21 protein-coding genes, 6 pseudogenes and 1 other annotated feature are annotated in these 25,406 nt (G+C 61.5%); of the genes and pseudogenes, 9 read left to right on the top strand and 18 right to left on the bottom strand.

Annotated features, from left to right (window positions below; genetic code table 11):
• Window positions 1-11: 11 nt before the first annotated feature.
• From OKW41_RS26685 to uvrB, 5 genes are all read right to left on the bottom strand, one after another.
• Complete coding sequence (locus OKW41_RS26685) at window positions 12-1,421, bottom strand: 4Fe-4S binding protein (RefSeq protein ID WP_429574489.1); 1,410 nt, start codon at window positions 1,419-1,421, stop codon at window positions 12-14.
• Window positions 1,418-2,263, bottom strand: a complete 846-nt coding sequence (locus tag OKW41_RS26680) for an FTR1 family iron permease (RefSeq protein ID WP_429454308.1) — start codon at window positions 2,261-2,263, stop codon at window positions 1,418-1,420. The genes OKW41_RS26685 and OKW41_RS26680 overlap by 4 nt, the downstream gene beginning before the upstream one ends.
• A gap of 108 nt (window positions 2,264-2,371) precedes the next feature.
• Window positions 2,372-2,704: a cupredoxin domain-containing protein gene (locus tag OKW41_RS26675; protein WP_018418640.1), complete on the bottom strand. Its 333-nt coding sequence runs from the start codon at window positions 2,702-2,704 to the stop codon at window positions 2,372-2,374.
• 111 nt (window positions 2,705-2,815) lie between these two features.
• Complete coding sequence (locus OKW41_RS26670; protein ID WP_429454306.1) at window positions 2,816-3,364, bottom strand: iron transporter; 549 nt, start codon at window positions 3,362-3,364, stop codon at window positions 2,816-2,818.
• A gap of 336 nt (window positions 3,365-3,700) precedes the next feature.
• A complete protein-coding gene (uvrB, locus tag OKW41_RS26665; RefSeq protein WP_429574488.1) occupies window positions 3,701-5,794 on the bottom strand; it encodes an excinuclease ABC subunit UvrB in 2,094 nt (697 codons plus the stop codon).
• A 510-nt stretch (window positions 5,795-6,304) separates the two neighbouring features.
• Here uvrB and OKW41_RS26660 point away from each other — a divergent pair.
• Window positions 6,305-7,504: an amino acid aminotransferase gene (locus OKW41_RS26660; protein ID WP_429574487.1), complete on the top strand. Its 1,200-nt coding sequence runs from the start codon at window positions 6,305-6,307 to the stop codon at window positions 7,502-7,504.
• A gap of 153 nt (window positions 7,505-7,657) precedes the next feature.
• Here OKW41_RS26660 and OKW41_RS26655 read toward each other — a convergent pair whose 3' ends face one another.
• Together OKW41_RS26655 and OKW41_RS26650 are read right to left on the bottom strand one after the other, a co-directional pair.
• Complete coding sequence (locus OKW41_RS26655; RefSeq protein WP_429574486.1) at window positions 7,658-8,890, bottom strand: patatin-like phospholipase family protein; 1,233 nt, start codon at window positions 8,888-8,890, stop codon at window positions 7,658-7,660.
• Window positions 8,891-8,900: 10 nt separating this feature from the next.
• Window positions 8,901-9,698: a 3-hydroxybutyrate dehydrogenase gene (locus OKW41_RS26650; protein WP_429574485.1), complete on the bottom strand. Its 798-nt coding sequence runs from the start codon at window positions 9,696-9,698 to the stop codon at window positions 8,901-8,903.
• Between the two features lie 235 nt (window positions 9,699-9,933).
• On the opposite strand from OKW41_RS26650, the gene OKW41_RS26645 reads away from it, so the two are divergent.
• Together OKW41_RS26645 and OKW41_RS26640 are read left to right on the top strand one after the other, a co-directional pair.
• The gene (locus OKW41_RS26645; protein WP_429574484.1) at window positions 9,934-10,905 is read left to right on the top strand and encodes a potassium channel beta subunit family protein; all 972 of its coding nucleotides are present in this window, start codon (window positions 9,934-9,936) and stop codon (window positions 10,903-10,905) included.
• 119 nt (window positions 10,906-11,024) lie between these two features.
• Window positions 11,025-11,870 (top strand): 23S rRNA (adenine(2030)-N(6))-methyltransferase RlmJ, encoded by an 846-nt coding sequence (locus OKW41_RS26640; protein ID WP_184032566.1) that lies wholly within the window; start codon window positions 11,025-11,027, stop codon window positions 11,868-11,870.
• A 72-nt stretch (window positions 11,871-11,942) separates the two neighbouring features.
• Here OKW41_RS26640 and OKW41_RS26635 read toward each other — a convergent pair whose 3' ends face one another.
• Both OKW41_RS26635 and OKW41_RS26630 read right to left on the bottom strand, forming a co-directional pair.
• Window positions 11,943-12,983, bottom strand: a complete 1,041-nt coding sequence (locus tag OKW41_RS26635; protein ID WP_429361808.1) for an ABC transporter substrate-binding protein — start codon at window positions 12,981-12,983, stop codon at window positions 11,943-11,945.
• 221 nt (window positions 12,984-13,204) lie between these two features.
• Complete coding sequence (locus OKW41_RS26630) at window positions 13,205-13,516, bottom strand: hypothetical protein (protein WP_429574483.1); 312 nt, start codon at window positions 13,514-13,516, stop codon at window positions 13,205-13,207.
• Window positions 13,517-13,553: 37 nt separating this feature from the next.
• Between OKW41_RS26630 and OKW41_RS26625 the strand changes: the two genes are divergently transcribed.
• Complete coding sequence (locus OKW41_RS26625; protein ID WP_429574482.1) at window positions 13,554-13,817, top strand: hypothetical protein; 264 nt, start codon at window positions 13,554-13,556, stop codon at window positions 13,815-13,817.
• On the opposite strand, the gene OKW41_RS26620 is transcribed toward OKW41_RS26625, so the two are convergent.
• Both OKW41_RS26620 and cueR read right to left on the bottom strand, forming a co-directional pair.
• Window positions 13,805-13,951, bottom strand: coding sequence for a DUF3563 family protein (locus OKW41_RS26620; protein ID WP_429454292.1), 147 nt, complete (start codon window positions 13,949-13,951; stop codon window positions 13,805-13,807). The two genes, OKW41_RS26625 and OKW41_RS26620, sit on opposite strands and share 13 nt — an antisense overlap.
• 294 nt (window positions 13,952-14,245) lie before the next feature.
• Entirely contained in the window at window positions 14,246-14,668 is a 423-nt protein-coding gene (gene cueR / locus OKW41_RS26615) for a Cu(I)-responsive transcriptional regulator (protein WP_018418651.1), read from the bottom strand.
• Between the two features lie 134 nt (window positions 14,669-14,802).
• Between cueR and OKW41_RS26610 the strand changes: the two genes are divergently transcribed.
• Both OKW41_RS26610 and OKW41_RS26605 read left to right on the top strand, forming a co-directional pair.
• The gene (locus tag OKW41_RS26610) at window positions 14,803-15,006 is read left to right on the top strand and encodes a heavy-metal-associated domain-containing protein (protein WP_429574481.1); all 204 of its coding nucleotides are present in this window, start codon (window positions 14,803-14,805) and stop codon (window positions 15,004-15,006) included.
• A gap of 11 nt (window positions 15,007-15,017) precedes the next feature.
• The gene (locus OKW41_RS26605) at window positions 15,018-15,941 is read left to right on the top strand and encodes a dTDP-4-dehydrorhamnose reductase family protein (RefSeq protein ID WP_429574480.1); all 924 of its coding nucleotides are present in this window, start codon (window positions 15,018-15,020) and stop codon (window positions 15,939-15,941) included.
• A gap of 59 nt (window positions 15,942-16,000) precedes the next feature.
• Here the strand turns inward: OKW41_RS26605 and OKW41_RS26600 are convergent.
• The 3 genes and pseudogenes from OKW41_RS26600 to OKW41_RS26590 form a co-directional block, all read right to left on the bottom strand.
• A pseudogene (locus tag OKW41_RS26600) lies at window positions 16,001-16,171 on the bottom strand (transposase domain-containing protein); the annotation flags it as partial.
• Between the two features lie 148 nt (window positions 16,172-16,319).
• Window positions 16,320-17,699 carry an IS4 family transposase gene (locus OKW41_RS26595; RefSeq protein WP_429443705.1) on the bottom strand — a complete coding sequence of 460 codons (1,380 nt, stop codon included), beginning with the start codon at window positions 17,697-17,699 and terminating at the stop codon, window positions 16,320-16,322.
• Between the two features lie 139 nt (window positions 17,700-17,838).
• A protein-coding gene (locus OKW41_RS26590; RefSeq protein ID WP_429574479.1) for an IS3 family transposase occupies window positions 17,839-19,076 on the bottom strand; the annotation gives its coding sequence in 2 pieces (ribosomal slippage) (window positions 17,839-18,773 and window positions 18,773-19,076; 1,239 coding nt in all).
• Window positions 18,670-18,786 (bottom strand) — a sequence feature (AL1L pseudoknot). Its footprint overlaps the gene before it by 117 nt.
• A gap of 47 nt (window positions 19,077-19,123) precedes the next feature.
• On the opposite strand from OKW41_RS26590, the pseudogene OKW41_RS26585 reads away from it, so the two are divergent.
• Window positions 19,124-19,378, top strand: a pseudogene (locus OKW41_RS26585) (transposase); the annotation flags it as partial.
• 334 nt (window positions 19,379-19,712) lie between these two features.
• Here the strand turns inward: OKW41_RS26585 and OKW41_RS26580 are convergent.
• Window positions 19,713-20,806, bottom strand: a pseudogene (locus OKW41_RS26580) (IS110 family transposase).
• A gap of 78 nt (window positions 20,807-20,884) precedes the next feature.
• Between OKW41_RS26580 and OKW41_RS26575 the strand changes: the two are divergent.
• A pseudogene (locus OKW41_RS26575) lies at window positions 20,885-21,118 on the top strand (IS3 family transposase); the annotation flags it as partial.
• A 70-nt stretch (window positions 21,119-21,188) separates the two neighbouring features.
• Here OKW41_RS26575 and OKW41_RS26570 read toward each other — a convergent pair.
• A pseudogene (locus OKW41_RS26570) lies at window positions 21,189-21,428 on the bottom strand (transposase domain-containing protein); the annotation flags it as partial.
• Between the two features lie 88 nt (window positions 21,429-21,516).
• Here OKW41_RS26570 and OKW41_RS26565 point away from each other — a divergent pair.
• Window positions 21,517-22,562 (top strand): annotated as a pseudogene (locus OKW41_RS26565) (IS3 family transposase); the annotation flags it as partial.
• A gap of 27 nt (window positions 22,563-22,589) precedes the next feature.
• Here the strand turns inward: OKW41_RS26565 and OKW41_RS26560 are convergent.
• Window positions 22,590-24,659: a recombinase family protein gene (locus OKW41_RS26560; protein WP_429574478.1), complete on the bottom strand. Its 2,070-nt coding sequence runs from the start codon at window positions 24,657-24,659 to the stop codon at window positions 22,590-22,592.
• On the bottom strand, window positions 24,652-24,843 hold the full coding sequence (locus tag OKW41_RS26555) for a hypothetical protein (protein WP_187639681.1): 192 nt from the start codon (window positions 24,841-24,843) through the stop codon (window positions 24,652-24,654). Before OKW41_RS26555 ends, OKW41_RS26560 begins: the two co-directional genes overlap by 8 nt.
• Window positions 24,844-25,406 lie beyond the last annotated feature (563 nt).

Below are 25,406 nucleotides of genomic sequence, written 5' to 3'. Positions count from 1 at the left end.
AGGCTAAAGACTTACTTCGAGGCCCAGCCCCAGAACATCAGCCACCACGCGCTATTGACGACCGCCAGCGCCGCGACGAACCACAACATCGCCAGCGCGCGTTGCACGAAGCGCTCGCTGTAGCGGCGCGTGACGAGCCACGCGAGCCATGCGCTCCACGCGCTCGCAATCACGAGAATTGCGATGCGCAGATCCGACGCCCACCACAGCGACACGTGCTCGGCGCGCAGCAGCGACAGCGTCGTCGCCGACAAACCAAGGAATACGCCCGCGCCCGCGATCGGAATCAGCCCCTGCGTCAAGTGATGCAGACGCGTTGCGTCGAAGCGCCCGAGCATGCGCGTCGCGCCCGTCAGCAACAGCAGCAGCACGGTGCCGTAGACAAGCGCCGTCGACAGGATGTAGCCGATCAGCAGCGAGCCGTCGAGCCACGAGAACACGTCGTTCTGGTCGGGGTAATGCGTGAACAGGAACCATGGCGCGTTGGTGTCGAGCGGCCACGTGATGTCGCGATCGACGAGCCACGTCGCGGCGAACATCTTCAGGTCGATGAACCAGCGCGACGCGGTCCAGTGGAACGCGCCGATCGCGATGCCGAGCAGGCCGTACAGGATCAGCGCGGTGTCCCACGGGTTCGCCTTCTTGTCGCCCAACTGCACGACTTCGGTCGACGGCTTGCGCCACGTCAGCGCGATCGCATCGCGGTGTCCGCTGCAACGGCCGCACATATGGCAGTCGGCCGCACCCTTCATGTTGCGCAACGGCACGAGCGGCGCGCAGTTGATCGGAATCACGCGATGCCCATGCTCGCCGTTCGTGTACGAGCGGCGCCACGCGTCTTCGTCGACCTTGTAGTGAAACGGCGCGAGCCGTGACAGAAGCGAAAAAACCCCGTTGACGGGGCATAGGTATTTGCACCAGACGCGCTTCTCGCGTCCGTATAGCAGACCGATCACGATTGCCGCGAAGGTCGAGCCGCCGAGCACCAGCAACACCGCTTTCGGATACTGGTAGACGCTCACCATCTGCCCGTAAATCGTCGTGATGCCGAACGCGACGAACGGCCAGCCGCCCCAGCGCATCCAATGCGGAATCGCGCGGCCGAGGCCGAATTTGCTCGCGAATTCGGCGAGCGCGCCCTCCGGACACAGCACGCCGCACCAGACGCGGCCGAGCATCACCATCGACAGCAACACGAACGGCCACCAGATGCCCCAGAACACGAACTGCGCGGCGAGCGTCAGGTTGTTCCACAGATGCGCGGTATCGTCCGGCAGCGGCATCAGCGCGGGCACGACGATCAGGAACGCATACACCGCGACCACGACCCACTGGATGCCGCGAATCACCGCGCCGTGGCGCTGCATCCACTGGCCGGCCGCCGCGAGGCGGCCCGGCCGGGAAGCCATCACGGCGCTCATGCCGCGCGCCCTGCCGTCTGCTGCGCGGGCTTGCGACTGGCGCGCCGCACGAGCAGATAAACGACCGCCCAATACACGGCATAGGCGAGCAGATTCATCAGCGCCGGATGCGCGCGGTAGCCGGTCAGCGTCGCGACGAGCGAACCGAAGGTGCTCGAGTCATCGAGAATCGCCGACGAATTCCACAGCTGGCCGACGAGCGTCGGCAGGATTTCCTTGTCGATCAGCTTGTCGACGCCGGTCTGGAACAGCCCCGCGCCGAGGAACAGCAGCATGATTTCGGTGACGCGAAAAAAGAGTCGCCACGAGATGATCTTGCCGCCGATCTGCAACACGTAGAAGGTCAGGAACGCAAGCGCGAGACCGATCACGACAGCAAGCATCTGACTGCCGTCGACATGACCCGACTGGCCAAAGCCGAGGCCGTACAGGAAGATCACGGTTTCGCTGCCTTCGCGCGCGATCGCCAGTGCGACCAGCAGCGCCACGCCCCACCAGTTCGAATCGCGCTGGCTCTTTTGCAGCGACTGTTCCATGTCGCGCTTCAGCGTGCGGCCGTGCTGCTTCATCCACAGCACCATCTGCACGATCAGCACGCAGGCGATGAGCACCATCGCGGTCTGGAAGTAATCCTGCGCGTCACCGGAGAGCACTTCGGTGAAGCCGACCAGCGCCGCGCCGAGCGCCACCGCCGCGATCACGCCGGCCGCCACGCCGCCCCACAGGTACGGCAAGCCGCGGCGGGCGTCGTCGTCGCCATTTTTCAACCACGCGTACAGGATGCCGACGACCAGCAGCGCCTCGACGCTCTCCCGCCACACGATGAACAGAATCTGACCCATTCAAGCTCTCCCTTCGATTCGTCTACTGCCCGCTTCCGTTGCCTCGCGCGACCGACAGCGCCCGCTTGCCGTGGCGAGTTCGCGTTCTCATTCGATCGAGACCACTGCTTACTTCGCGACGATCACGCCCTGCGCCTGCTGGTGAAAGTCGTCGAAAAACTTGTATTCGCCCGGCTCCAGCGGAGCGATCACGACGAACGAATCGGCGCCCGGCGCCAGAACCTTCTCTTTACGCAACTGGACGCTTTCGAATTCGGCCGCGCCCTTGCCGGTGTTGCGTACTTCGATCTTGATACGCTGGCCTGCCGGCACTTCGATGCGGGCCGGGTTCAGTTTGCCGTCGTTCATTTCGAGCTTGAAGGTCGGCAGGTCGGCTGCATGAGCCGTGGCCGCCAGGCAAAACGTGGCGGCAAGCATCGCGATCTTTCGGTTGATTCTCATTGTCCTTTCCGGAAAACGCAACGCGCCAACGCCAGATATGACTCCGACTGTCCGCGCGCCGTCTGCTGCATTCACTGATACGTTGAGCGACGCATTGGCACCGCGCACCGATCAGTAACCGCCCTTCTTGCCGATGCCTGCGAAGGTGAAGTCGTATTCGAGCGTGATTGGCTTGAACCACGGACCCACGCCGGTTTCCTTGTCGACGTGACGACCGAACGCCATGTGGCCCATTTGCATCGGCGGTTCGACGATCAGCTTCAGGTGATACTTGCCCGGGCCTTGCAGCTTGACGTTGTCGCCGTAGTGCGGACCATCGTTCGCGACCATCGGCATCAGGTCGCCCTTCAACGGCTGGTTCGAGCCGGCCTTCGTCAGTTCGTAGCGCACCTGCAGATACGGCATCCAGTCGCCTTCGGCGAAACCGGTCGGATTGTTCTTGACCGCGTGGATGTCGGACTCGAGGTGAATGTCCGAATCCGACGCCTTGCGCATCATGCCTTCAGGTTCCATCGTGATCGGCTGCAGGTAGACCGCGCCGATTTCCATGCCGCCCTGGATCTGCTGCTTGCCGATCGGATATTCGGCGGCCGAGACCGACAGCGCCGCGACAGCAGCTACCGCTGCCGCGCCACCGCGCACAAAGGAAGAAATCCGCATTGAAGCTCCTGTTTCTATCAGACTGGATCGATTTCATTGAAACACTGCGGTCGCAAGTCAGGTGTAAATTTAAATGCGAACCATTCTCAATATTGAACGAGTTTATCATCGATCGCTGATGAGAACAAACCTGTCAGTACGCTCTGCCTGATGTCAGCAGGGTCTTAAGGCTCGCTTAAGAAACCTTCGTGCGGCGGGGAAACAGGGACGGAATTCGTCACGGCCAAGTTGGCCGCGCCGACGGCTGCAGCGGGAGCTTAAGCGCCGGCCGATGTGAACAGGCGCGGCGATGGCCGCGCCCTTTCGTGGTGGACAAAAGCGGTGGAGGGACGCTAGCTATTCGACGCCCGACACGTGGTCGCCGACGTTCGCGCCGAACACGCGCTGACGCAGCAGCGCTAGCTGGTCGCGGGTCTGCGCGGCCTTCTCGAATTCGAGATTCTTCGCGTGCTCCATCATCTGCTTTTCGAGACGCTTGATCTCCTTGGCGAGCTGCTTCTCGGACATGTCCTCGAACTTCGCACGGGCTTGCTGTTCCTTCAACTCGGCACGCGCTTCGTCGATGTTGTACACGCCATCGATGATGTCGCGAATCCGTTTCACGACGCCGCGCGGCGTAATGCCGTGCGCGGCGTTGAACGCGATCTGCTTCGTACGGCGCCGCTCGGTTTCGTCGATCGCGCGACGCATCGAGTCCGTGATGTTGTCTCCGTACAGAATCGCCTTGCCGTTCACGTTACGCGCCGCCCGGCCGATGGTCTGGATCAGCGAACGCTCGGCGCGCAGGAAGCCTTCCTTGTCCGCGTCGAGAATCGCGACGAGCGACACCTCGGGAATATCGAGCCCCTCGCGCAGCAGGTTGATCCCGACCAGCACGTCGAACGCGCCGAGACGCAGATCGCGGATGATTTCGACGCGCTCGACCGTGTCGATGTCGCTATGCAGATAGCGCACTTTGATGCCGTGGTCGGCCAGGAACTCGGTGAGCTGCTCGGCCATCCGCTTGGTCAGCGTCGTGACCAGCACGCGGTCGCCGGCCTTGATGCGCTCGTTGATCTCGCCAAGCACGTCGTCGACCTGGCTGCGCGCCGGCCGCACCTCGATTTCAGGGTCGACGAGGCCGGTCGGACGCACAAGCTGTTCGGCGACCTGCCCCGCGGTCCTCTTCTCGTAATCGGCGGGCGTCGCCGACACGAACACGACCTGGCGCATCTTGCGCTCGAACTCGTTGAACTTGAGCGGCCGGTTGTCGAGCGCCGACGGCAGCCGGAAGCCGTAGTCGACGAGGTTTTCCTTGCGCGCGCGGTCGCCGTTGTACATGCCGTTCAGCTGGCCAATCAGCACGTGCGATTCGTCGAGCATCATGATCGCGTCGGCCGGCAGGTAATCGACGAGCGTCGGCGGCGGCTCGCCCGGCGCCGCGCCCGAGAAGTGCCGCGAATAGTTCTCGATGCCCTTGCAGAAACCGAGCTCCTGCAGCATTTCGAGGTCAAAGCGGGTGCGCTGCTCGAGGCGCTGCGCCTCGACGAGCTTGCCTTGGCTATAGAAGAATTCGAGGCGCTCGCGCAGCTCGGCCTTGATCGTTTCGACGGCGCGCAGCACGGTATCGCGCGGCGTCACGTAGTGCGACGACGGATACACGGTAAAGCGCGGAATTTTCTGTCGCACGCGGCCGGTGAGCGGATCGAATAGCTGCAGGGTTTCGATTTCGTCGTCGAACAGCTCGACGCGCACCGCCATCTCGGCGTGCTCGGCCGGGAAGATATCGATCGTGTCGCCGCGCACGCGGAACGAGCCGCGCTGGAAGTCGGCTTCGTTGCGGCTGTACTGCATCGCGATCAGCCGCGCGATGACGTCGCGCTGGCCGAGCCGGTCGCCGGTGCGCAGCGTCAGGATCATCTGGTGGTATTCGGACGGATTGCCGATACCGTAAATCGCCGACACCGTCGCGACGATCACCACGTCGCGCCGCTCCATCAGGCTCTTGGTCGCCGACAGCCGCATCTGCTCGATATGCTCGTTGATCGACGAGTCTTTCTCGATGAACAGATCGCGCTGCGGCACATACGCTTCCGGCTGGTAGTAGTCGTAGTACGAAACGAAGTACTCGACCGCGTTGCGCGGAAAGAACTCGCGGAACTCCGAATACAGCTGCGCGGCGAGCGTCTTGTTCGGCGCGAACACGATCGCCGGGCGGCCGAGCCGCGCGATCGTGTTGGCCATCGTGAAAGTCTTGCCGGAGCCGGTCACGCCGAGCAGCGTCTGGAACGCGAGACCGTCGCCGACGCCTTCGACGAGCGTGTTGATGGCCGTGGGCTGGTCGCCGGCGGGCGGATACGGCTGGTAGAGCTTGAACGGTGAACCTTCGAACGTGATGAATTTTGATTCGTCGAGCGTATCGTCGGCTTCAGTCAGATGGTGTTCGGACATGAGGGGCGGCACCGGGCCTTGGGCAAAGAACCATTCTAACGGGTTGCGGAAAGCGAAGATCGAGCGGGCTTACGTAGGGTGGCCCTGGGCGCCGGTGTGTTATGGCCCTTTGCGGACTTGCGCGCCCTGACGGGCTTTACCGCGAACTCCCATGCCGGGCTGTGTCCTCCACGCCACGCGTCATCGCGGCGCAGTCAGCGCCAATGGACAGCGCACCTCGGCCTGTTCGCGCCGTCGACATCGCCACGCCCGCTCGAATTCCTTACTGCCACGTGGCTCTCCAGTGCTTGTTTTTCAAGCAAATGATCGCCTCTTGCCCGTCTGGTCGTCCGAAAAAAGCGCCCGGATTCGTTACAATGCGAAGTTGCGCTCGCTCGCCGCTGTCCATAGGACGCCCCCGATTTTCGCGTTTCGTCGAACTCACGCCCACCCGCGAAACGCCGCAGACGCCCCAGATGAGGCCGCTCGCGCGCGAAGCCGCCCTCTTTTCACTACTGCTGCCCACCCATCATGTCTCTGTTCTCCGCCGTCGAACTTGCTCCCCGCGACCCGATTCTGGGCCTGAACGAAGCTTTCAACGCCGATACGCGCGCCACCAAGGTCAACCTCGGCGTTGGCGTGTACTTCAATGAAGAAGGCAAGATTCCGCTGCTGCGCGCCGTGCGCGAGGCGGAAAAGGCCCGCGTCGAAGCCGCGCTGCCGCGTGGCTATCTGCCGATCGAAGGTATCGCCGCTTACGATGCCGCCGTGCAAAAGCTGCTGCTCGGCAACGACTCGCCGCTGATCGCGGCCGCCCGCGTCGTCACGGCGCAGGCGCTGGGCGGCACGGGCGCGCTGAAGATCGGCGCGGACTTCCTGAAGCGCGTGAATCCGAATAGCAAGGTCGCGATCAGCGATCCGAGCTGGGAAAATCACCGCGCGCTGTTCGAAGGCGCGGGCTTCGTCGTCGAATCGTATCCGTACTATGACGCGCAGACGCACGGCGTGAACTTCGATGGCATGTTGAGCGCGCTGAACAGCTATGAGGCGGGCACGATCGTCGTGCTGCACGCGTGCTGCCATAACCCGACCGGCGTCGACCTGAGCGTCGAGCAGTGGAAGCAGGTCGTCGAGGTCGTCAAGGCGCGCAACCTCGTGCCGTTCCTCGATATCGCCTACCAGGGCTTCGGCGACAACATCGAAGCGGACGCGGCAGCCGTGCGTCTGTTCGCGGCGCAGGAACTGAACGTGTTCGTGTCTTCGTCGTTCTCGAAGTCGTTCTCGCTGTACGGCGAGCGCGTCGGCGCACTGTCGATCATCACCGCGAGCAAGGAAGAAGCGGCGCGCGTGCTGTCGCAACTGAAACGCGTGATCCGCACCAACTACTCGAACCCGCCGACGCACGGCGGCTCGGTGGTCGCGGCCGTGCTCGCATCGCCGGAACTGCGCGCGACGTGGGAAAGCGAACTGGGCGAAATGCGCGACCGCATCCGCGCGATGCGCAATGGTCTCGTCGAGCGTCTGAAGGCAAGCGGCGTTGATCGTGACTTCAGCTTCGTGAACGCACAGCGCGGCATGTTCTCGTACTCGGGTCTGACGGCACCGCAAGTGGACCGTCTGCGCGAAGAGTTCGGTATCTATGCGGTCAGCACGGGCCGCATCTGCGTGGCTGCGCTCAATACACGCAACCTCGACGTCGTCGCCACCGCAATTGCTCACGTGCTGAAGTAAGGCGATTCACAGCGCAGAGGTTTGCCGTGCAAGTGCAGCAGGTTCGCCGCTGCCACCGCCTGTAAAAACGGCGCCCTTTTCTGAAAGGGCGCCATTTTTATTTTCTGACGGTTCGGCCTTGGTTGGCGCAGCGTCGGGGCTCTCCGCGAGGAATCAGCGCGAATCCCGATGAATATCGTGCGTGACGAACCCGGCATCGTTTTCCGGCATATCGAGCCAGTCGGGCTGCTCGAGAGAACGGAGAATATCTTCGAGACCGCTTCGCCAATGCTCGCGCATCGTCGACAGACCGAATTGAAAGTCCTTGTAGTGTCCTTCGTATTCCTTGTGCCGGTAGATCAGATGAATCACGTTGTAGCGCTTTGAACACGACAGATCTTCGGCCAGCTTGCACCACGGATCGTCGCGTTGGTCTTCTGGCACACGGTCCAGCACCTCGCGCAGTACGTGGCGGAAACGCTGCGAGCGCTGCAGCATGTCGGTCACGAGACGCGTACGGCTCGAATACTGGATGTCTTTCATGCGGCCCTGCACGTCGGTGAGGTTGTCCGGCACCGGCCCGATCGCACTCCATAGGTCGACCTGAAACGCGAGCGTGTCGCGACGCGGCGTGGACTGGAGCACCTCGTAGAGCGGCGTATTCGACATCAGGCCGCCGTCCCAGTAGAACTGACCGTCGATCTCGACGGCCGCGAAGCCCGGCGGCAACGCGCCAGACGCTATGAAATGCTCGGGCCTGAGCGTGGTGTGGGTATTGTCGAAGTACGCGAAATTGCCCGTGCCGCAATTCACCGCGCCCACCGACACGCGTATTTCGCCGGAATTAATCCGGTCGAAATCACACAGCGACTCAAGCGTGGCCTTCAGCGGCGTGGTGTCGTAGTAGCTCGCCAATTGCGGCGGACCGGACACAGTGGGCAACGGCGGTGGGAAACGCGGCACGAAAAAGCCCTTTTGCCCTTCGACGATCGCGCTCATTGCCTGCGCTGCCGTAAATGCCTTGCGCACCGCTTCGCTCGAATTGCACAGCAGGTGTTCGATCGGAGCCGGCAAGGGCACCCCGAACGCCGGCTGGCAAATCGTCTCCCAGAATTGCAGCAGACGCTCGACGCGTCGTTCCGGTGGATTGCCCGCAATGATCGCCGTATTCAGTGCACCGATCGAGATGCCCGCGATCCAGTTCGGTTCGATGCCGGCTTCGTAAAGTCCCTGAAAGACGCCGGCCTGATAGGCGCCGAGCGCGCCGCCGCCTTGCAGCATCAGCGCGACGGTTTCGTAGTTGGGCAACCGGAGATGCCGGCGCGGGCGGGCGGCGACCGACGGACCCGCGCCCTCCCCGTCGCCCGACACGCCCACCCGCGCCCGCTTCAGATTGCGTTGCGCCATGGGCCGCCCCTTAGTGCATGTACCAGCCGTGGCTCACGACGAACGACTGGCCGGTCAGCGCCGCGCTCGGGAATGTCGACAGGAACAGCACGGTCTGCGCGACGTCTTCGACCGTCGTGAAGATACCGTCGACGGTACCGCCCAGCATCACGCGCTTGATCACTTCCTCTTCGCTGATGCCGAATTCTTTCGCCTGCTCGGGAATCTGCTTGTCGACGAGCGGCGTGCGCACGAAGCCCGGACACACGACGTGCGAACGCACGTTATGCGCAGCGCCCTCCTTGGCAAGCACGCGCGACAGGCCCAGCAGAGCGTGCTTCGCGGTCACGTACGCCGACTTCAGCGGCGAGGCGACATGCGAGTGGACCGAGCCCATGTAAATCACGACGCCGCCGCGATTGTCCTTGTACATGTGCTTGAGCGCGGCCTTGGTGGTCAGGAACGCGCCGTCCACGTGAATGGCCTGCATCTTCTTCCAGTCCGGGAACGAATAGTTTTCGATCGGATTGACGATCTGGATGCCGGCGTTGGAAACGAGAATGTCGATCGAACCGAATTCCTCGGCGACCTTGTCGATCCCCTGGTTGACGGCCTCTTCGTTCGTCACGTCCATTGCCACGCCGATTGCCTTACCGCCGCCCTTTCTGATTTCTTCAGCCACGGCGTTCGCGCCGTCCTGGTTCAGGTCGGCGATCGCGACCGCAGCACCCGCGGCCGACAGAGTCAACGCGATCTGTTTGCCGATGCCGCTCGCGGCGCCAGTGACGACGGCAACCTTGCCGTTCAGATTCGAGTTCAGAGACGACATCCAGAACCTCCATGCAGTTGATGAGCAATGAGACCACGAGACCGCGCGCGGCGAGAAGTCGGCCAAACGGTATAGACCGTTCGGCGGATGCAGCGCGGCGGCCGACTTTGCTATTGTGCATGAACCCTGTGAACGACATAGGTAAAACGCACATCGAACCGTATCTCTTTAAACTGGACGCTTTCGGGCTGAATCCGGGCTCCATTCCCGTAGCATCACCAACCAGGAGACATGCATGAATTATCGACGTCTGGGCCGCTCGGGCCTGCAAGTGAGCGAGTTGTCCATCGGCTCATGGGTCACGTACGGCAACCAGGTGGATCACCGCGCCGCGCGCGAATCGCTTGCCGCGGCGCGTGACGCGGGCGTCAATTTCTTCGACAACGCCGAAGTCTACGCGGGCGGCAAATCCGAGGAGATCATGGGCCATGCGTTGAAGGAGCTCGCGTGGCCGCGCGTGAGCTACGTCGTGTCGACGAAATTCTTCTGGGGACTCAACGAAGCGCCGAACCAGTACCACACGCTGAACCGCAAGTACCTGATGAACGCGATCGACGCGTCGCTGAAGCGCCTGCAGCTCGACTATGTGGATCTCGTGTTCTGTCATCGTCCGGACCCGAACACGCCGGTCGAGGAAACGGTGTGGGCAATGAGCGACATGATCGCGCGCGGCAAGGCGCTCTATTGGGGCACCTCGGAATGGAGCGCCGACGAGATTCGCGCCGCCTATGAAATCGCCGAGCGGCATCATCTGCACAAGCCGGTCATGGAGCAGCCGCAATACAACCTGTTTCACCGCAAACGCGTCGAGCAGGAATACAAACGGCTCTACGAGGACATCGGCCTCGGCCTGACCACGTGGAGCCCACTCGCATCGGGTCTGCTCACCGGCAAATATCGTGACGGCGTGCCAACCGACAGTCGCGCGCAGTTGCAGGGCTATGACTGGCTGCGTCAGCAGCTCACGGACCCGACCCGGAACAACGTGGTCGGCCAGCTCGGCGCGGTCGCCGACGAGCTCGGCTGCACGGTCGGTCAGCTCGCGATCGCGTGGATTCTGAAGAATCCGAATGTCAGCACGGTGATCACCGGCGCCTCGCGGGTCGAACAGATCGGCGAAAACATGCAGTCCGCCGAGGTGGCCGAGCGCATCACACCGGAGATAAAGCAGCGGATCGAGGAGATCATCGGCGACGCGCACGAGTAATCGCGCGCGCAGCGCCACGCACCGGGTGGCTAACCGGGCACGCGCGGTCGCGTACAATACGCGACCGCGCGTCGCCGGCTCCTTCGGGCCAGCCTGCGCTCTCTCAGCGTCCTCTCATCATGCTCAGCTACCGCCACGCCTTTCATGCCGGCAATCACGCCGACGTTCTGAAACACGCCGTCGTGTTGCAGCTCCTGCGCTACCTTGGCCAGAAGGACAAGGCCTACTGGTATATCGACACGCACGCGGGCGCCGGCGTTTACTCGTTGAAGGAAGGCTACGCGACGAAGACCGGCGAGTTCGAGACGGGTATTGCGAAACTGTGGGGCCGCAACGATCTCCCGCCGCTGTTCGCCGAATACGTCGATGAAGTCAGCGCGCTCAACGCCGATGGCCAGTTGCATTTTTATCCGGGCTCGCCATATCTTGCGTGGCGACAACTGCGCGCGCAGGATCGTATGCGGCTCTTCGAATTGCACAGCACCGAAATCGACGTGCTGCGCCACAATTTTCGCGACGCGGGCCGACGCGCAATGCTGTATGCGGGCGACGGCTTCGACGGGATTCTCACGCTGTTGCCGCCCGCGCCGCGCCGCGCGCTGATCCTGCTCGACCCGTCGTATGAAGACAAGCGCGATTACGGGCGCACGCTGCGCTGTGTCGAGGAAAGTCTGAAGCGGTTTCCGACCGGCACGTATGCGGTCTGGTATCCGCAGGTCAAGCGCCCTGAGTCGCAGCGCTTTCCCGATCAACTGAAGCAGTTGCAGAAGGACAACTGGCTGCACGTCAGCCTGACCGTCAGCAATCCGCCGGAAGACGGCTATGGGCTGTTCGGTAGCGGCATGTTCATCCTGAATCCGCCGTATACGCTCGCCAAGACGCTGAAGGATCAGATGCCATGGCTCGTCAAAACGCTCGGCGAGGACAAGGCTGCGACGTTCAAGGTCGAATATCGCGGCAATTGAACGTGATGAGCGGCGCGTGAGCGTGCCGCGCGCGGTTCCCCGTCACCTGCGCAACCCGATCTCCGCATACGCTCACTTGAACTGCGCGGCCGCCTTGCTCGCGAACTGGTTCGTATAGGTAGCACTCAGATCGATCTTCTTCGGATCGAGCCGGCTATCGAACGACGACAACGCGCGCAGCGACGTCGCCGGGCCATCAGCGGGCATCAGTCCGTCCGGCGAATACGCGTCGCGCACGTTGTGAAAGGCGTCGAGATAGAGCGTCGGGTCGCCCAATAGATAGGCTTGCGGCACCATCTTCAGCAGATCCGCGTCGCTCGCAGTCTGCAGCCAATGATTCGCACGCACGATCGCGTTGGTCAGCGCCTGCGTTGTCTTCGGATTTTTCTGGATGAAGCTTTCGGCCGCGTAAAGCGTCGCCGCGGGCATCATGCCGCCGAACACCTCCTGCGTGCCTTTCACCGTGCGCGTATCGACAAGCACCTTGATGGCGCCGCTACGCGTGAGCTTGGTCATCATTGGATCGACATTGGACAGCGCGTCGATCTGCCCACTGCCCACCGCGGCCAGCACCGTCGCGCCGCTGCCGACGCCGATCGCCGAAATGTCGCTGCGCTGCACGCCGGCCTTGCGCAACGCAACGGTGAGCACGAGATCCGTCGACGAACCCGGTGCGCTCACGCCGACCTTCGCGCCTTTGAAGTCCGCGAGCGACTTGATCTGATCGGCCTTCGACTTCACCACGCCGATCACGATCTGCGGTGCGCGGCCCATCAACACGAACGCGCGATAGTGCTGACCCTTCGCCTGCATGAACAACGTGTGCTCGAACGCGCCCGCGCCGACTTCGGCGCTGCCGCCCACCACTGCTTCGAGCGCTTTCGAGCCGCCCGCGAAATCTTCGAGCGTGACGTTCAGGCCTTCGTCCTTGAAGTAGCCGAGCTGCTGTGCGGCGAGGACCGGCAGATAGTAGAGGCCTGGTAGGCCGCCGACGGCCATCGTCAGTGTCGGCATTTCCGGCGTGTCCTTCGCGAACCCAGCGCCGGGCAACGCAGCCAGTGCGAGCAGCATCACGCAGGCGCGCGTCGCACGCTGCATCCATTGATTGAGCATGGTGACGTCTCCTTGTTGTGTTTTCCGTTCGAAGCAGTGACGCAGGCGCACATGCCGAGATCGAAGCTCACGGCGGCGAGGCGCGCAACGATTGTCGTCGGACGGTTTCACGGACGCCATGCGCCCAAACCCGAATGAGATTGTCGGGTGCGAGGCAAGCTGGCGTATGGGGGAAAAACGGGACCGTGCAGAAGCACCGCCGACGATCTCTCCGTCGGTACCTATTGCGGAAGGGTCACCGCTTGAGGCATCGGCCGCGGCGGCGCGCCACCACCCGCCGGCAATTGGATATACGGCGCGACCACGAACGTCGGCGACGATTCCGGAGCCAGCTCGACCGGTGCCGCGATCGGCGGCGCGGCGACGATCGGCTCCGGCGCAGGCGGCGAGCTCAGCAGTACGGTACCGCTCTGGCCATTATTGACGCCGCCGAGCGTATCGAGGATCACGGGGGGACGCCCGTTATCGGACACCGCGAATGCGTCCGACGCGACGCAGAGGGCGGCGAGCGTCGCCATGGCGGCGGCAGCCATCACGGCTCGGAAAGTTTGCAGCGAACGGACGGAGGACATGGACAGCCCGATTGGTTATGAATGCCGTCTTGCGCGAAAAACGCCCTACATTACCGCGGGCCGCGTTACGAAGCTAGTCGATATTCGCCATCAGCAGCCTTCTTGCGCCGTTCACTCGAAAAAAACGTCGAAGGCACACGCGGATTTCGATGCCCAGATACGACAAAGCCCCGCTTTGACGGGGCTCGACATTGGTACTGCACGGCCGCGCAAAAGCAGGCGCCGCCAGGTCAAACTCAAAGCGGAAACTTACAGCGAATAGCCGGTGGTTTCGAGTGAACGGATGCGCTGTTCGAGCTGAACGATATCCGACGACGAGGCGAGATATGCCTCACGACGGCTACGTTCCGCGGTTTCGAACCAGGTGCTGAGCTTCTCAAGAATGAATGCAAACATGTTGTTCTCCAAGGATCAGATCAAATCCCCGGTGATTTGACGTCAGGGATTTCCCGCAAAAGGGTTAACCCGTATTATAGCCTCGAGGTGCAACCTGAACAGTGAAATGCCCGCATGGTGTGCATTCCGATTTGGAATAGCGCACTGGAAAGGTGCAAGGCAGTTCCTGATTTTATTGGGATTCGTCCAGGCGTCCTTTAAGTGGACGTCATTTTCGCAATTTTTATGCGCACTTTCGGTGCATGAATCGCTCGACCTTAGAATCGGCAGGCTGGGTTGCACTTCGATCAGCCGCTAAAGCGGACGGCAACCTTGTCCAGATACAAGATCGGTGTCCGCCAGTCGCTCGATAATCGGACAATCTGGCCGGTCATCACCATGGCAATGATCGGCCAGATGCGCGAGAGTGTCGCGCATGTCCGTCAGTTCGGCGATGCGGCGATCGAGTTCGGCGACATGTTCGAGCGCGATCCGCTTTACTTCGGCACTTGCACGCGAGCGGTCGTGCCATAGAGCAAGCAGCCGCCGGATATCCTCGACCAGAAATCCGAGCCGGCGAGCCTGGCGAATAAAGCGCAAGGAATGCACTTCCTGCGGGCCATACACGCGATAACCGGCACTCGTGCGCGCCTTCGCAGTCAATAGGCCGACACTTTCGTAGTAGCGGATCATTTTTGCCGTAACGCCCGATACGCGGGCCGCTTCGCCTATGTTCATGACTGTTTCCCCAAGGTTGCGGCTGAACTCCAATCGATCCTACACCTTCCCATGGTGGGAAGGTCAGCTACCCAAACAAGGTACGGCAGGCATAATTCGACTATCCGCAATCTGATTCCGCCGAGGTCTTTGCAATGACAATCGAACTCCATGTAGAAGGCATGAGCTGCCAGCACTGTGTTGCCGCTGTCACGAGCGCGATTCGCGAGCACGACGCCGCCGCGCAGGTTCAGGTGGATCTCGCGACCGGCCGCGTGCTCGTGGAGTCGGCGCAACCCGTCGATGCGCTGAAGGCCGCGATTGACGAGGCCGGATACATGGTCACGTCTGTGCGCTGAGGGTGCCGCGCATGTTCAAGGTTGCCGTAATAGGTGGTTCCGGATTGCTCGGCCGCGCGCTCAACGACGAACTCGCGCGCCAGACCGGCTGGAAGACCGTCTCCACCGCATATAGCCGAACGTTCCCGCGAATGGTCGCGTTGGATGTTCGCGATAGCGTTGCGGTCGAGCGTTTCATCGACCGCGTAGCGCCTGATGCCGTCGTGATTGCCGCGGCGGAGCGCCGTCCCGATGTATGCGAGCGCGATCCGGCGCTTGCTCGCGCGCTGAACGTCGATGCCGTGCGAATGATCGCCGGGGCGGCGAACCGACACGGCGCGTGGACACTGTCGATCTCGACTGACTACGTGTTCGACGGCACGCACCCGCCCTATCGTCACGACAGCACACCTGCGCCACTGAACGCGTACGGACAGAGCAAGCTCGAAGGCGAGCGAGCGCTGACCGACACGGCCGAGGGCGGATGCGTGCTGCGTCTGCCGCTGCTATATGGTCCGATCGTCAGTTGGTCGGAATCGGCCGTGACTAGCCTCGTGCCGGCGATTGCAGCGGCGGCGGCGCCGGGGGCCCAGGCTGCCAAGATGGACGCTTGGGCGATCCGCTATCCTACGTTCACGCCCGATGTCGCTTTCGTGATCCGACAGATGCTCGAGCGGCACGCGCGCGGCGAAACGGTCTCTGGCATCGTGCAATGGTCGGGCGACGAACCGATGAACAAGTACGAGATCGCCGTGCGCCTGGCAGAAGCGTTGCAACTCGACGCGCGTCTGACGCCCCAGCGCACACCAACCGACGCGACGCCGCGCCCGCACAACTGTCATCTGGCATCGAGCCGTTTAGAGGTACTCGGAATCGGCCGACGCACGCCCTTCGATATGGCGATGCGGCAGGTGCTGGCCGCGTTTCCGTGGCAGGGACAGGCAACTTCCGTATGATCCGGCACCTTGCGTGCGTGCGGTAAGCGGCTGGCGAACCCACGTTGACGAACGGTGAATCAGGCGACAGCGGTAAGAGGTTGCCAGTTATGTGGCAGCAATGCGGCGATGTCGCTTGCCCTGTGGGTGGGCGGCCGTGTCCCGATGTCTTTCAAATATGCGTGGGGTTCGTGACCGTTGAGTTGCGCTGGGCGGATGAGGCTCATGATTGCGGCCGCACGTTGGCCAGAGAAGTGGCGCCGAGAATTCGGACAGGTCGGTAAGTGGAAAAGCTGGGACGTGAGTCGGTCATAATGGCCGGCCACAAGGAACCAGAAGATGACGAAATGAACCGCCCCGGGTTTCCCCTCAGGATTACCCACAAGTAATGTGATGGTGCTATTCGTTTTGCCTGAATATTCGGTACATCATCGTGATTTCGTGCAGGACAAGAAATCCACGCCAGATGACGGTAGGACCAGGTGGACGATCATGCTTTCGAGCGAGATATCCGCCGAGTCTGGCGATCCACAAGATGACCTGCGCGAGTGACGGCGGTTTATCAGGTATTTCGGTACTGCCATGCGTACGACAGTAGAGGGCTCGCCACTCGATTGGCTGCAGCAATACTTCGCATGGCAGGTTGCCATCAAGCCTGGCAAGCAACATGGAGTACAGGATCCTCCAGCTTACGACGGCGAACAATGCGGTGGCGCGGACGAATCGATCGAGATTGCCAAATTGGCGGGCTTCAATGCGACAGCCACTTTTAAGCACACGATGCCACGATTCAATCGTCCATCGGCGCGCATACCATGCAAGACGCTCGAGGGCCTCTGCGTGTGTTTGCGTAGGCACCGAAGTCAGTAGAAGCCATTCCAATGGCTCTGCTCCTTCGTCCAAGTTCGTTTCCTGTGCATGAATTGCAAACACTTCAATTTCGGGAAGCTTCTCGCGACGACGATTTTGCGGCGGACGAAGGCGTACGGGCATGCAGCGCACAACCAGCCGTGCGGTGCGTGCCTGGCGGTTTTCGCGTGCAGGCACCTGCAGTTGCGCCTCTCCAAGCACTGGCGAGGCCAGCACGGTTTCCCACAAATATCGATCGGGGTGAGCAACGCGTCGGTTCCACGACGCGCGCACCAACCAGTCGACACCGGCAGGCCGCTGCGCCAGGAACACGTCATAGACATCGCCTTCACGGTCGCTCACGCCGATGACATGCGTGCACGGACAGTGCGTCTTGAGTACGCCCAGTTGCTCGATGCCTTCGAGCCATTTCGCGCTCTCTTTCTGTTGTACGGTTCGTTGCCCACGCAGATGTTTCTTGCCCAACTCCTCGTGCCTGCGTATCCAGGTCTTCATCCCGATCACCCCGAGTGGCAGCCCCTCTGGCGTGAGCGCAAGCAGACTGTGTATCAGGAAACCACGCACATGTGGATCGGAGCCATATCCCAGACCTTCGGTTGCCCGCAGATGAGACAAATTGAACTCGGTGGTGTCCTGAACAGCAAGGACGACTGGCACCTGTTGCATCCGACACAGCGTTTGACCGATGTGCCCACCCAGCACGCCATCGACATCCACGTGCGGGTTGTCGAAAAAACGATATGCCGCCTTCAGCTCCGAACCATTGAACGACTGCGGAAAAGAGCAATGTGGGCCCAACGAAAGCTTGCGTGCCAGCGTCACGAGCCGTCTGGTCAGGCGAGCGTCGCCGAGCTCGGCGGCGCCAAACTCTTCATTTGCCCAATCATCAAGGTCAGATGTGTCCGACAATGCCCGACATCACAGATCACGAACCGGATCAAAGTTAACATCGGTCGTCACCGTTTACAAGCCATCGCCCTTCAATCGCACAGTCGCGAGCGACTTATGGGTAATCCTGAGGGGTTTCCCGGAGGCTGTTTTGCTTGAGTCACGCCGCGATGGCGGACCCAGCGAGTTTTGAATAATAAGCGGCTTCTGCCTCAGCAGGTGGAATGTTGCCGATGGGGCCGAAGAGCCGACGATTGTTGAACCAGTCGACCCATTCGAGCGTCGCAATTTCAACGGCCTGCGGATTGCGCCACGGTCCGAGGCGATGGATCACCTCTGCCTTGTACAAGCCGTTGATCGTTTCCGCCAGTGCGTTATCGTAGGAGTCGCCCACGCTGCCCACTGACGGCTCAATGCCAGCCTCGACCAGCCGATCCGTATAGCGGATCGATACGTATTGCACGCCGCGGTCGCTGTGATGTATCAACCCGTCCTGCTGCGCCGGCTGTCGCTCGTACAAGGCCTGCTCCAGTGCGTCCAGAACGAAGTCCGTGCGCGCCGAGCTCGACACACGCCAGCCGACAATGCGTCGGGCGAACACGTCAATGATGAACGCGACATAGACGAAGCCCTGCCAGCTCGATACATAGGTAAAATCTGACACCCACAGCGCATTGGGCCGTTCGGCCGTGAATTGCCGGTTCACGAGATCCTTCGGGCACGGCGTCGAACCATCGCTCACTGTCGTGCGTACCGTCTTGCCCCGCACCACACCGCGCAGGCCCATCTGCTTCATCAGCCGCTCGACCGTGCAGCGCGCCGCGACAATGCCTTCCCGCTTCAATTGCGTCCAGACCTTGTCTGCGCCATACACCTGGAAATTTTCTTCCCACACGCGCCGGATCTCATCCTTGAGCATCCTGTCGCGCTGGGCCCGCGGCGGCACCAGGCCTGGATTGACGCGGCGGGCCACATGCGTGTAGTACGTCGACGGGGCAATTGGCAGCACCCTGCAGATCGGCTCGACCCCGTAGACGTGCCGGTGATCATCGATGAACGTGATCATCACTTCGGTCGGCGGTCGAGCTCCGCCTGTGCGAAATATGCTGACGCCTTGCGCAGGATTTCATTAACCTGGCGCAGCTCACGGTTCTCCCGCTCCAGTTCCTTGAGCCGATCCTGCTCCTGCGTGCTTGTGCCCGGGCGCAAACCCCGATCCCGCTCTTCCTTGCGCACCCAGCTACGCAGCGTTTCACCCGAGCAGCCAAATTTCGCTGCGATCGACGCGATCACTTTCCATTGCGATTCGCGGTCGCCCTGGTGTTCCAGCACCATTCGCACAGCCCGCTCACGAGCTTCCGGCGAGTACCTTGGGGACTTCTTCTTGGTGTTTTCCATAGCTCCATTTTCTCAAGAAGTGGAGCCTCCGGAAATCCCGGGCCGGTTCAAAACGCAACCGACGGACACACTCACCGGCGTTGAAGGCAAAGGTGGCACTCGCGGCGCTCAAGGGCGACAAGACGCTGGCCGAGCTGGGCCAGCAGTTTGATGTGCATCCAAACCGGATCACGGACTGGAAGAAGCAACTGCAGGAGCGTGTTGCCGAAGTGTTCGAGACGGGCCAGACATCGGCCGAGCCCCCGGTCGATGTGAAAGTGTTGCACGCGAAGATCGGGCAATTGACTCTGGAGAACGATTTTTCATATGGCCTGTTTTTGCAAGCACGACAAGCGCCGCTCTCGCTGGCGCGATCTCGAACGTCAACGTATCCGACCTGATGGGTAACGCGGTACACGGGCTGTTTGTCGACGATGGATCAAGCTCATATCCGCGGGCTGGTTACCGCATTTCATCTTTCCGCCACGGGGCTGCCTCGCTCTTGGAAACGGAGATCACGCAGTCGCGTGCTCACAAAAGAATCCCGAGGGTTCGCCTCATCGCGCCCGGTGCCGCGTTACCGATCAGGTGGAAAATACAGATTCTGCGATAGTGACTCCTGACTAAAATAGCGGGGTGGAGAACTTGCTGGAGTGTTCAGGCCGGCTGCAGTCGCGTTCCGATGTCCCAGATGAATCCACATAGTTCACGAGCGATGGCCGCACACGTCTTGTTCTGGTGAAGGCCTCGCACCCGAAGCCGGCGGAATCTGTGGCAGAGCCGAAGATGTGCTTTCCAGGCGATGTCGATGATGTGCTGGAGTTGTCCTTCCAGGCGAGGCTGAAGTGATTCACCGATTCTCGCCGGCAACCGGTAGTTCCATGCTGCCTCGACGAGTATCCTGCGCACGTGCGTGTTGCCCGTCTTGGTCAACTTTCCTCGTTGCTTCGAGTTTCCGCTGGAGTGCTCCGATGGCACGAGACCAAGGTAGCCCATGAATTCGCGTGGGTGTGGGAATCGACGTAAATCGCCGAGTTCAGCGACGATCGTGAGCGCAGAGATGTAATCAATACTGCGTAGCGTCATCAGGCCTTTAACCATTGGCAGCCACCGCCAGGTTTCGGCGTGGGCGCGCAGAGATTGCGTGAGGCGCTCGACGAGCTCGGTGGCAAAGCGCACCGCCATCCGGTACTCGGTGAAGACGATATGCTGCGCGGAATCCTCGAACTTTATCTTTGAGAGGAAGAGCTCGTGCTTCGGCCCCCAGCGCGTGCCGGTATAGGAATGACCATGACGAAGCAGGAATGATTTAAGCCTCGGTCGCACTCTGCGCTGATCGTTCACGGCATCCTCGCGTGCACGAACCAGATCGCGGATGGCTTCATCCTGGGGCTCGGGAACCGCAACCGACACCAGCTCGCCAGCCCAGTGGAGTCTGGCTAGCAGTAACGCGTCACGACGGTCAGTCTTGATTCTGTCGGCCGGCCGCCGGGCGACCCGAGACGGAGCAACGACTTCGCAGTGATAGCCTTGTTTGCGCAACGCTCGCACGAGTCCGTAGCCGCAGGGCCCCGCTTCATGGCAGATGCTCAGTTCCGATGGTTTGCCAAGCCTCGAAAGAGCTTTGGTCAGGGAAATGACGCTGTAGCCCGTAGTACCGACGAATTAGGGATCATCGCGGGAGTGTGCGCGTGCACTCGCATCGAGTCCTTGTGAACATCGAGCCCAACGTAAAGCTTGACTTCGTCCATGACGGCCTCTGCCTGGTTGCGAGGGACATCCGATTATCGATCGAGCGCTGACTCGGGGTTCACTCCGCAAGGCCATCATTTCTTGGAAAGCGCGCTCGGCAAGGCGGGATTGCTGAGCGTAAAGCGATGATTGATCGCGAGCACGCATTGCCGGTGAGCCGGCAGGTGCGGCTGGTGGGCATTGCCCGTTCAAGCGCCTACTACCAGCCGCACCCGGTCAGCGAGGCCGATCAGAAGCTGATGCGGCGGCTCGATGAATTGCATCTGGAGTTGCCGTTTGCCGGTGCACGCATGTTGGTTCGCCTGCTCAAACGGTATGCGGTCCACGAACGACGCCACTCAGAGGTGCTCTGAGGCGTAAATTGTGTGGCCGGGAGAAGGGTCAGCGGAGATTGGCGGGCATCTTCCACGGCAACAGCGCGTCGTAGTCGTCGACGGTCTTCGCCAGTGGCAGACGTTGGAACAGCCAGGTGAGGTAGCAGTACGGGTCGATGCCGTTGGCTTTTGCTGACTCGACCAGCGAATAAAGATTCGCACTCGCATGTGCGCCAGCAACTGTATCGGCAAACAGGAAGCTTTTGCGTGCGACGACAAACGGGCGAATGGAATTTTCGCAGGGATTGAGAGGTGGGCGCGCAAATTCGGACAGTCGGATAAGTGGAACGCTCGGGGCCTGAGCCGGCGATAATGCCGACAAAGGAACCAGGAAGATGACGAAGAGAACCCGACGGACGCACTCAGCCGCGTTCAAAGCGAAAGTGGCGATGGCGGCGGTCAAGGGCGAGCGGACGCTAGCCGAACTGGCGCAGCAGTTCGATGTGCACCCGAACCAGATCACCGAATGGAAGCGGCAGTTGCAGGAACGTGCCGCCGACGTGTTTGGCGCAGGCGGCACGGCGTCGAGCGAGCCGCAAGTCGATTTGAAGGAGCTACATGCGAAGATCGGCCAGCTCACGCTGGAGAACGATTTTTTAAGCGGCGCGCTCAACAAGGCGGGATTGCTGAGCGCAAAGCGATGATCGATCGTACGCACGCATTGCCGGTCTCGCAGCAGGCGCGACTCGTTGGTATCGCAAGATCGAGCGTGTATTACCGGGCGCAACCGGTGAGCAACGCAGACCAGTTGCTGATGCGCCGGATCGACGAACTGCACATGGAGTTTCCGTTTGCCGGAGCGCGGATGCTGGCGCGACTGCTGCGTCGCGAGGCACACGAGATTGGCCGTCGGCACGTGCGCACGCTGATGAAGCGCATGGGTATCGAGGCGCTGTATTGCAAGCCGAATACGAGCCGACGCAATGCGCAGCACAAGATCTGGCCGTATCTGCTACGGGGCATGACGATCAGTCGGGCAAACCAGGTCTGGGCACTGGATACCAGTTATATCCCGATGGCGCGCGGCTTCGTGTATCTGACCGCCGTGGTGGACTGGGCCAGCCGGAAGGTACTGGCCCACCGCGTAGCGATCACGATGGAGGCGATGCACGCTGTCGAGGCGTTGGAAGAAGCGTTCGCGAAGTACGGGCAACCTGAGATCGTCAATACCGACCAGGGCAGCCAGTTCACCGCGATAGCGTTCACCGAGGCCGTGCTCAGCCGGGGCATCCGCCTGTCGATGGACGGCAAAGGTGCCTGGCGAGACAACGTGTTCGTCGAGCGCGTGTGGCGAAGCGTGAAATATGAAGAGGTGTATCTGAAAGCCTATGAATCGGTAGGCCACGCCCGGCGCTCAATCGGCGATTACATCAATCTGTACAAGTGCGTTTCATACTGCCCAACCTCGCTATGTTGTTGATAAATCTAGAGAGCCCTGTTGTGTCGTTGGTATTGTGGGGTGTCCACGCCGTGCGCGAGCCCGTCCGACGAGTTCGGTAACTGCGTCCCCGGTCAGCGAATTGCGATTGAAGATCCATGGCCCGTCGGGTAACGGATGTTCGGCTGGGATCTTGTTGCGCTCAACTGCGAGCCTGAGCGTTCCGAGGCTCACACCGATGAACGCCGATGCCTCGGTCAACGTCATCCATCCTTCAGCAGCACGTCGTTCGCTCGAATAGACCGGGATCTGATGGTGGCTGCGCAACGCGGTGACTCGCTCCTGGGTCCAGAAGTTACCCCGGCCGGTTCGCAGGTCATTGCGATTGAGTACGCCGGCGATCACCAGATCCGGACAGATACGGACAAGCTGGCGCACGGCATCAATTGCTTCACGTGACGTATGCGTAGTGTTCTCTCCGCGGCGCCGCCGCGGCACGCGAATCTCGGTATGTACTCCGCCCTTCCAGTGAATGACGAGCACGATTTCGCTCGTTGCGTCGTCAACGTCAACGACGACTTCGTGGATCAGGGTGCGCACTATGCGCTTCTTCAGGCGGGCGTCGGCCTGCGGCCAGATCGATTCCAATGCAGTGGCAAGATCGGCAAACTCCTCTGGCTGGGTAGGCGGTATCTGGCCGGATGTGCGCGACTGTTGCTCGATACGCGATTCCAGTTCCTCTACGCGTAGTAGCGCATGATTCCAGCGCCGCTCCAGTTCGTCGGCGACGAGCCGGTTCTCGGGGTCAGCAGCATCGTACTGTTTCTGCGCGCGTTGCGCGGCGTAGCGTGCAGCCTGAAGATCCCGCTGCAACGCGGCCAGCACTTCGTCCTGCTTCAGGGTCTCTTCTTCGCGCGCCACGATTGCTGCCTCAATTGCCGCCGGTTGAACGACCTGCAAGACCGCCTCGGCGATGGCCGCGTCCGCGCGTGTGCCACCGAACGCAATACAACGCGGTTGCCCCTTGTCCATCCAGCCGCGATGACAGCTATAGCGCAAGGCGTCGTGCCTGTTACCCGTGTAGTGTAGCGTCAGCTTGCTCGCGCAGCGCCTGCAGCGCAATAGTCCCGCCAGCAGGGCCTCACCGTTCTTCGGGGCGCCAGCGTGTCCGGCCAGACGCAGGTTGCCGCTAATGGCACACTGGATCCGTTCGAATTCGTCCCAGTCAACGTACCCTTCGTGGGCATTCGGAATGAGCGCAAGCCACTGATCCCGTGGTTTGCGGCGATCACGTTTGCGTGGTTCCCCAGCCTCGTAATGGATCGCGCATTCGGTTTTGCCATAGGCATACGTGCCACCGTAGATCGGGTTGGTCAGGATCCGGTACACCGTGCCGTAGCTCGGCCGTTTCCATTGGATTTCGCCGCGCGGCATGCATGCCGGCAACTGCAGGCCGTGCTCCAGGAACCATAACAACGTCTGACGCACCGAACCAATCGCGCCGAACTGGCGGAATACTGAGCGGATGGCGTCCTGCACGCGCAAATCCGGATCCTTCTCCAGGCGCTGGTCTTCGGTCTTGCAGTAACCCACCGGCGCCGCGACAATGAGTTCGCCGCGTTTGGCCTTCTCCCGACGAGCTTCGAGCGAACGCTGACGCAACAGATCCAGCTCGTATTCGTTCAGGCTGCCCTTCAAGCCGAGCAGCAAACGATCGTTGCTCTGCCGCGGTGAGTAGACGGTCTCCTGATCGACGAGCACCGTGTCGACGACGCGGCACACCTCAACCAGTTGCTGCCACTCGCGACTGTTGCGCGCGAATCGTGAAACCTCGCGAGCGGCAACTGCGCCGACGTGCCCAAGACAGACCTCTGCGACCATCCGTTCGAAGCCCGTGCGCGTTTGCGTTCCGGCCGCAGAGCGTCCCAGATCCTCGTCGATCACCTCGATCTCGTTCCAGCCCAACTGATGCAGACGATCCTGCATCGCATACTGCAGCTTCTGGCTCTCCAGATTGTGGCTGACCTGGTAGGCCGACGACTGGCGCACGTACAGCATGGCCTTGCGCGCCAGATGCTGCGCCCGAATCTTGTCACTCATCGCGCACCTCCGGCTCGTGTACGGCGGCGAGCAGCCCGCGACGGTGTTGCCGCAGCAGCTGCGCCAGCAAACGCACCGTCTGCTGCCGGACCTCTTGCGGCAGGTGCTCCCATTGTGGTGTCTTCGGAAAGAGACGGAACAGGTCGAGTTGACCGCCCGGTTGGGGGTTTGTCTGGCGTCGCATCAGCACCTCCTGTACGGAGCAAAGGATGGTGCTCGGCTTGTACCATACCGCGCGGCGTGGCAGCAGGCGCCTGCGCCAACAGGTACTTCAGTTCCCTCAATGCTTCACAGCTGACGGCGGGAGACGTTGCCGAGGTAATGCGACAGCAGGCAACGGGATCGAACATCCATTGCGGCACCTCCAGCAAGCCCGCCGTGTCGAACGGCTCTCGCCCACAGCGCAGCACTGACTCGGCGTTCTTCCTCTCTATCGTGGTGAAAATCCATACCGTGTGCCCGTACCACGGGTGCCAGCGGTAGAGAACCTCCTTTGATTCGCCGATATGGGCGTTGTGTTGACGGCTTGTACAACCAGAGACGGCCTCATTCGAGTCTGGAAGACCGCACGCCGGATGAGGCATACTTCGCAACACTGCCTGCGATCAAATTGGCAGCATGACTGCCCCGGACGTTCCACTTAAAAATATCGAGAACCTGTCCGAACAAGCGAGGCCACCTCTATCTTCCTGGTTCCTTTGTCGGCATTATCGCCGGCTCAGGCCCCGAGCGTTCCACTTATCCGAC

The sequence above is a fragment of the Paraburkholderia sp. UCT70 genome (assembly GCF_050434085.1).
Taxonomy (GTDB): Bacteria; Pseudomonadota; Gammaproteobacteria; order Burkholderiales; family Burkholderiaceae; genus Paraburkholderia; species Paraburkholderia tuberum.
This window is presented reverse-complemented; position numbering and strand designations above follow the sequence as displayed.